This window comes from Syntrophomonas sp. UBA1041 (genome assembly GCF_002316705.1).
Classification (GTDB): Bacteria; Bacillota; Syntrophomonadia; order Syntrophomonadales; family Syntrophomonadaceae; genus DTU019.
The window spans coordinates 12,940-20,408 of sequence record NZ_DCEA01000089.1 but is presented as its reverse complement, the minus strand read 5'-3'; the positions used below and the strand labels follow the sequence as shown (position 1 = coordinate 20,408).

General features: G+C 48.7%; 8 protein-coding genes and 1 pseudogene. 6 read left to right on the top strand and 3 right to left on the bottom strand.

The features are described 5' to 3' along the window. The first annotated feature begins 44 nt into the window (after nt 1-44). Nucleotides 45-494 carry a sigma-70 family RNA polymerase sigma factor gene (locus B2633_RS13130; protein ID WP_240082780.1) on the top strand — a complete coding sequence of 150 codons (450 nt, stop codon included), beginning with the start codon at nt 45-47 and terminating at the stop codon, nt 492-494. A gap of 131 nt (nt 495-625) precedes the next feature. Continuing rightward, nucleotides 626-979 carry an HNH endonuclease gene (locus tag B2633_RS13125; RefSeq protein ID WP_240082779.1) on the top strand — a complete coding sequence of 118 codons (354 nt, stop codon included), beginning with the start codon at nt 626-628 and terminating at the stop codon, nt 977-979. A gap of 31 nt (nt 980-1,010) precedes the next feature. Here the strand turns inward: B2633_RS13125 and B2633_RS13120 are convergent, their stop codons facing one another. Together B2633_RS13120 and B2633_RS13115 are read right to left on the bottom strand one after the other, a co-directional pair. Then, entirely contained in the window at nt 1,011-1,286 is a 276-nt protein-coding gene (locus B2633_RS13120; protein WP_483171163.1) for a type II toxin-antitoxin system RelE/ParE family toxin, read from the bottom strand. Further along, entirely contained in the window at nt 1,286-1,627 is a 342-nt protein-coding gene (locus B2633_RS13115; RefSeq protein ID WP_483171164.1) for an AbrB/MazE/SpoVT family DNA-binding domain-containing protein, read from the bottom strand. The genes B2633_RS13120 and B2633_RS13115 overlap by 1 nt, the downstream gene beginning before the upstream one ends. Before the next feature lie 244 nt (nt 1,628-1,871). Between B2633_RS13115 and B2633_RS13110 the strand changes: the two are divergent. Then, nucleotides 1,872-1,970, top strand: a pseudogene (locus tag B2633_RS13110) (terminase); the annotation flags it as partial. 120 nt (nt 1,971-2,090) lie between these two features. On the opposite strand, the gene B2633_RS13105 reads toward B2633_RS13110, so the two are convergent. Further along, nucleotides 2,091-2,816 (bottom strand): helix-turn-helix transcriptional regulator, encoded by a 726-nt coding sequence (locus B2633_RS13105; protein ID WP_483171162.1) that lies wholly within the window; start codon nt 2,814-2,816, stop codon nt 2,091-2,093. 467 nt (nt 2,817-3,283) lie between these two features. Here B2633_RS13105 and B2633_RS13100 point away from each other — a divergent pair, with 467 nt between their 5' ends. From B2633_RS13100 to B2633_RS13090, 3 genes are all read left to right on the top strand, one after another. Further along, nucleotides 3,284-5,710, top strand: a complete 2,427-nt coding sequence (locus tag B2633_RS13100; protein WP_483171160.1) for a helix-turn-helix transcriptional regulator — start codon at nt 3,284-3,286, stop codon at nt 5,708-5,710. 176 nt (nt 5,711-5,886) lie between these two features. Beyond that, nucleotides 5,887-6,144 carry a DUF2442 domain-containing protein gene (locus tag B2633_RS13095; RefSeq protein ID WP_483171159.1) on the top strand — a complete coding sequence of 86 codons (258 nt, stop codon included), beginning with the start codon at nt 5,887-5,889 and terminating at the stop codon, nt 6,142-6,144. 15 nt (nt 6,145-6,159) lie between these two features. Continuing rightward, on the top strand, nt 6,160-7,469 hold a 1,310-nt coding region (locus B2633_RS13090; protein WP_483171157.1), incomplete at its 3' end, for a fibronectin type III domain-containing protein.

Sequence of the window (7,469 nt, the reverse complement as noted above, 5' to 3'; positions counted from 1 at the left end):
GCTCTAATTGACGCGGTAAAAGCAAACCTGAAGGAGGTGGTAGCATGATTGCGCTGAAATATATCAACAAAAATGCGGCGACGATTGCCGCCATCCGCGACTACAACAACATGCGGTTTATCATCAACAACACTCCAGAGGAAATAAAGAGTGTGTACGAAGAAATGATTGCGCCCAGAACCCCCAAGCTATCCAGTATGCCGTCCGCAAGGAATCCGCAGGCTGGAGCCGACAAACTGGCGGCGCAGATTGACAAGCTGGACATCCTGCGGGAACGCTACAGCCAGGCGATAGAGTATATGGCATGGTTCGAGCCTGCCTGGTCAAGCTTGACGGACACTGAGCAGCACATCCTATCTGAATTCTACATGGGTGACAACCAGAAGTCCGGCGCAACCTACCGTCTGATGAGTGAACTCAGCTACAGCGAAAGCCATATCGAGCGGCTGCGGAGCAACGCGCTTAACCACCTGCGCAGTATGCTGTTCGGATAAAGATGAGGGAATTCTGAGGGAGTGTTTGCTTAAGGGCACTGTATAATAATAGTATCGGAAGCCACATCGAGAGCCTTCGTAGGGTCATATCTGCGAGGGCTTTTTGTATGCCTATAACGAGGTGATCACTAATGCCCTTTAAGCCCAAGCGGCCGTGTTCCTACCCTGGCTGTCCAAAGCTGACGTACGGAAGGTTTTGCGAGGAGCACACCAAAGAAGAGACAAAACGATATGAACGCAATCAGCGCGACCCCGCCATGAAGAAACGCTACAACAGGACTTGGAAGCGCATTCGCGACCGGTATATAAATGAGCATCCCCTTTGCGAAAGGTGTCAGAAGGAAGGCAAATTGACACCAGCTGAGGAGGTGCACCATGTTGTACCGCTTTCAAGGGGTGGAACCCATACAGCGGATAATCTCATGGCGTTATGCACTAGCTGCCATTCGAGAATAACTGCAAAAGAAGGCGGCCGGTGGGGTTAAAGAGATACGTGCGCTGTTAGGAACGGCATCCTTACTTCATGTATCGCTTCAGTTCTTCATAGAAGTTTTCGCGGGTACCCGCAAGTATAACGACGACGGTTTCGTCCTCTTCCTCAATAATGGTATAGGCAAGTTCGTAGTTGGTTTTGTTATGGAAAATGTCGCAGCAATATATGCCGGAAAGATCACCGGTTTTGGGATCACCACAATAGGGATCCAATTGAATCTGATCAATGGCTGCTCGGAATTTCTCTTTTAGCTTTTTAAGATAGCGAGCGGCGGGAGGCAGAATGACTAATTTGGTCATCAGTCTGCCTCCGAGCCAAAAACATCTTCATAAGTTTTGCTTGATGCTTGGCCCTGAGCAGCAAGACGGGCTTCATCAAGCAAGCGTTCCACAGCGGGACAGATTTGGCGGCGGGTTTCCTTAAACTTATCCAGCAGTTCTTGTCCTGAAAGACCCTGGGCTATTAAATCGGCCAGGATTTGTTCGTCAAATTCTCCGCCGCTTTCCCGAACGGGACGGATGACGATGGCATTGTTTTGGACATAGCATTCCACTTCCTTGTCAATGCCGACGCTGTTATAAAACTCAATCGGTATGGTTATCTGACGTTTCTGAGATACCGAGATACGTTTCTTTATCATAGGATTTTCTCCTTTGGTTTTAACTTGCGGCACTAGTATTCCTCCTTTGGTAGTATATGCTGATCCAACAGAAAATATACAAAGAATCTTTGATTAAATACTATCAAAGAAACAAAGAAAACTCAAGGGTAGGGGGGCAAAATCTCTACAGCCCTGCCCTGGAGAACGGGCGGCCCCCTTCGCGCGCAAAAATCACGGTTCAAACGGGGGATTAAACCCTGCCACAGCAAGGAGGTGAAGGCTTGTGGCAAAAGACGGAACCAATAGGGGCGGTCGCAGGGTCCGCGCCGGTGACAAGCCGCTGCCCCTGGCTGACAAAATCTCGGCCGGGAAGGCCGCAAAAGTTTTAGCAGCCCCGGACCTGCATCCCGAGTCGATGCTTTTAACAGCACCTCAGCCCTTAGGGCTGTCAAGGCCGCCGGTCCTTCATGGAAAGTATAATCAACAGCTTTGTATTGAAATTCTATGTAATCAGGTGATTTTGGGATATAGACTCTAATAATAGGGGGTTAAACCGGTTGGCCACATATTCCAACATGATTAGGTATAGGGCGCTAATCCATCCCTCAGTGTCCGCATAAAGCTGCTGGGCTTCACTGTCACCAAGGGTTATCCCGCAAGTTTTGTAATATGCCATGATTTCATTTGGCAGAAGCTCGAAGGTTTCCTTGGATATATAATGCAGATAACCTTTCAGGGCAAGTTCTTCAAGTCTTTGGAATTTCGCAATGCGCGTGATCAGGACGATATGCAGATGGTCAATTTTCTTTTCTGCAAGAATCTCAATAAAGCTGTTGACAGCGGGACTATTGATATGGTGATAGTCGTCGACTACTAAAACAGTTTTATCCGGCAGCTTAATATCCTTAATTAATTTAATTGCTTCCTGCATTGATACGGTGTCATTCGGGAAACGGAGATGGACAGGGCTTTGGGAACGGTCATCGTCCAATTCGCGGAACAGTTTGGCGAAGCCGTTCCAAAAGCTTGCGGTTGAGCTTTCATAAACCATTTGCCACAGCATATCCACTCCGGCGTTTCTTAAATACTCCCTTACGGAAGTAGTTTTGCCATAGCCCATGGGCGCTTCGATGATGGTAAGGGGATGGTCAAGAATTCCGTCCAGACTCTTTATTATTCGACTTGGGAAGTATAGGCTTTTCGTGTTATATTGCCTTACTTTGGACACGAACAACACCCCTTCATGCAACGCCTTTAAGATATGCCAATTTTTCTATTTATTATAACATATTTTTCACTACGAGGGCTTTTGTTGACAAAAGGGGCGCAAACTTCAGGTGGTGGGAGAGCCACACTACCTGCTCCAGATACTAAAAAGATATTGAAGCTGTTCAAGGAATAAGCCGAGTGTGGGGAGTGTTCATGCTTCGCATGTTCCGTTGGAGCCGTTGGGTGGGATTTGCTTCCGGTATGCGCCGGGTATCCAACGGAGGACTGGATGCAGCGGTACAAGCGGATAGCGGAATGCTTTACAGGTACTGCCACTTGTTGTATGCTGGCGGCATAAAGTTATTTTTTTCGGCTCAACTATTTTCCCATTATAGACGATGGATTTATATAACCAATATTCTGGATAGGAGGTGCACCGCGATAAAAAAGCTCAAAGCCCTCAAGCGCGGGCGAGTCAACCGCGCTTTGGAAAGCATCTTCGATTATCCAATGACCATCGTGGAGGCCCCTATTGGCTACGGCAAGACCACTGCAGTGCGTGAATTCCTTGCTTTAAAAGGCACTCCTGTCATATGGACTTCCTTTTTATCCGAAGATGACACGGCGTCGTGGTTTTGGGAAAGGCTTGCGGCCGAAATCGGTAAATTTGACCAGGCGGCGGAGATCAGCCTCAAAAAGCTCGGTGTCCCTTCCGACACACCGCAGACAGCGGCGATTATCTCCATCCTCAATGAAATGGATTACAAACCCAATACCACTCTTGTCATCGACGATTTCCACCTTACAAGAAGTATGCGGGTGACCGCGCTTTTCAGGCGCTTTGTAATGGAAATGCCGGACGATTTTCACATTGTAATCTTGACCCGCGATACGACAAATCTTGACATCACCGAGCTTGCCGTAAAAGGGCTGTGCAATGTCGTGTCTCAAAATACGCTGCGCTTTACCAACAGTGAAATTCGGGACTATTGCGCGCTGATGGGCTTTACGACCGGCGAGAACGAGATAAGTAAAATTGGTGATTACACGGGCGGTTGGATTTCACTGATTTATCTTATCATGCTCGGCATGGAACGGGGTATCTCCGTGGGTCGAAACGGCGCTATCAACGAGCTGGTGGAGAAGGTGCTCTATAACGCATACGACGAGCGCATCCAAAGGTTTTTGTTACGGCTTTCCATGATGGACGTCTTCACGGCGGAGCAGTCCGTGTTTGTAACGCAGGAAGAAAAATCGGAGGAAACCCTTAAAAAGCTGCGCCGTGAAAACGCATTTGTTGCCTTCGACGAGGCGGCGGGGGTCTATAAAATCCACAACGTGCTGCTGGATTTCCTTCGGGGTAAGCAGAAGGATAAAGAGGAACGTGCCGCGCTCAATCGGCGGCTTGGCGAATGGCACCTTGCGCGAAGGGAATATAGAACCGCATACGGCTATCTCTGCCGCGCGGGTGAGACGGAACGCATCCTCGCACTGCTGGACAACGCAGATACCATCACCAGCGATGCCGCCACTTTTGACGGCGTCTTAGAGCTGTTTGCCGCATTGCCCCGCGAGACGCTTCTCAAATATCCGCTGGCTTATTTGCAGTATATCGCCATCATTTTGACAAACGGGGATCCCGACGCTTTTCAGGACGGCGTGAGGCGCTTGAATGAGCTGCAGGAGGCTTGCGAGCAAGTCCAAGGCCCCATCCCGCACGGAAGAAACCGCATTCTCGCAGAACTTTATCTCACCCGGATTTTTGCCGTGTTCAATGACGCCAAGGAAATGACCGCTTGTATGAAGGAAGCGCAGCATCTGCTTAACGGGGATATTTCCTTTCTGCAAAAGCGGGAGGCTGAGTTCACCCTGGGCTCTCCCCATCTTCTCTATACCTGTTACAGGGAGCCGGGCAGCCTCAAAGAGCTCACGGAGCTCATGGCATCGGATTTTCCGATTTTTGCCGAGCTGGCCGACGGCTGCGGCACCGGCTGCGACTATGTGGCTCTGGCCGAATACGCGCTAGAAACCGGCGACTGGCAGGCGGCGGAGCTCAATGCCTTCAAAGCCATTTACAAAGCGCAGACCAAGGAACAGGTCGGTCTTATGATCTGCGCTTACCATGCTTTGATCAGGTTGTATCTCCATCAGGGGAAGACCGATGAAGCATTGGAGCTTCTGCGGCAGCTGAGGCAGGATGTGACGCTGGTGAACAACCCCTATTACAACACCGGGCTTGAACTTGTGGAAGGATACGTATACGGCTGTCTCACCCGGCTCGACAGTATCCCCCTGTGGCTGCAAACCGGGGATATGTCCCCCGCGCATTTTTTTTACGAAGGCCTGGGCTTCAACTATATTGTCTACGGCAAGGCGCTACTGCTCGCCAAGAATTTCATCAAGCTCGAAATACTCACTGATGAATTTGCCCGCTGTTTCGACATCTTCCACAACCAGCTCGGCTTTTTACACAATCAGATTTTCAGGGCGGCGGCGCAATATCCGCTTTACGGCATGGAGGCGGGCTGCGCTGCCCTCCGCGAAGCCTTCGGCATGGCGCGGGAGGACCGCATCATCCTGCCCTTCGCCGAGTACGCGCCCGCCGTCATAGACATGGTCAGGCACATCGCCCACAGCGATTCCCGGGACGCATACCTAAAGAAAGTGCTGGAAGCCTGCGGGCAGTATATGGAGAGCCTGAAGCACTCCACCCGAAGCGTAGCTTCCCTGTCGGCAAGGGAATTTGAAATCCTCACCCTGGCTGCAGAAGGCCTCAAGAGGAATGAGATCGCCGAAAAGCTTTATGTTACCGCAGGCACCGTGCAGACCCATCTGCATAATATTTACCTGAAACTGGAGGTTGGCGGCAGGACTGCGGCCATAAAAAAAGCGCAAAAGTTGAAGATTTTTTAATTTTTCATACAAAAATATACCGTTCGGTAGATACCGGGACAAAGAATCATCCTCTATACTTCTCAGTATGGGGGATTTTTTATTCCCACGGATGGGAAGTATGCCGCGGTGCCATGGAGGGCAAGGAGCGGCGAATGCCCGGAAACGTCTTCCAAATTGAAAGGAGGCCTTGCTTGATGAGCAAGATACTCAAGGTCACGCCCAATGATGATTATACCCTGCTGGTGGAATTCGAGCACGGCAACAAGATCATCTTCAATATGCGCGATATCATAAAGACCATACCGTTCAGCAGTCTGGAAGATTTAAGCCGCTTCAAAGACATCACGCTGGAGGAAAAGGCCATATGCTGGCCTGAGCCGATCCCAGACGAAAAAAGCATCTTACCTCTGCGTCTGACGGTGGACAACATGCTGTTCGCAATAAGGGGTTAAGAAGGAGGAAACGATATGAAAGCAAAACGATTATTAAGCGTGATACTCTGTATCTTATTAAATCTGACGCTGCTGCCCATGACGACCCAGGCTGTCAGCCCGAGAGACCTGTTTAAAGATGAAAGCAAGCAAGGAGGATTGACCATCAACTGGTACAGCGCATCAAGATCTTACACTCCCACAACCGCGGTTCCCAGTAATTCCAGCAGGTTTGCTATGCAATTAGATATTGCAGGTTTTAACACTTATGTAGATTATTATGTTATGGTCGACAATTTAAGTAAAGAGAAAACTCTGGAAGCTTATAATAATTTTGACCGCTCCGTTTATCTGGGATCCGAAACTCTGTCGGCCGGTTCATTGGATGCGGATAAATGGGAATCGGCAGATACTTCCCCTCAGACGTCCGATGTTCGGGACTGTTATGTCTGGGGGGAAGTCAGCGGCTATATAAAAATGCCAAGAACAGGTTTTATTGTGGTCAACCCCAGTAAAAAATATAATGTTGATTATGTTCTGAGTTTTTTCGGAATGGACATAGGAAGATGGGGTACGAGCCTTGCTATGAATATATCTAATGTTGTATTAGGAGATACCATTCACGAAAAAGACGAATTCATACCTTTCGCATTTCGTGTCGGCAAGATGCAAACGGATTCCAATAGTTCAAATGAAGCGTTCTCACTTGAAATCTATACCGCGGATGTGGGTCCTTACGGATATGCTTTAGAAGAATCCAAAGCTCTTATTCCTGCCGAGTGTTTTTATTCCCAACTGTCCCTAAAGGATATGCAGAGTTTTTTTGTGTTTAATCCGAACAACTATACTTTAACCCTGGATCCGATACATAAAACCTTCCCCGTCAAGGACTACGAATACGGAATTGTTACCGGCGATGTTAACGATTACAGTGTTGAAACCGCCACCGGTTTTCAGCCCCTGCAGCTGGGGGTAAACTATGTAACGCCGGACAGCGGGACATTAGTAATCCGTAATAAAATATTGAAAACCTGGTATATTTCCGTAGGAACTGCTAATTTAGACAAACCACGAAATATGGCGATCACCCGGCGGACTCCAACTACATGCACGCTGTCCTGGAAAGTCCCGCTGCAAATAGTTCCGGATGACTATAAGATTAAATATGATATATATCGCAGAGAGACCGGCCATAACCCCAAATTCGTCTCTACCTCAACAATGGCAATATCAAATGAATCCGCCCAAGTAGGTTCTACAACCGATCTGACATTTACCGATGAGGGGCTGAAGTATGACTCTAATTACGAATACTTCGTAAAGGCTGCGTATCCCACCGGCTTTTC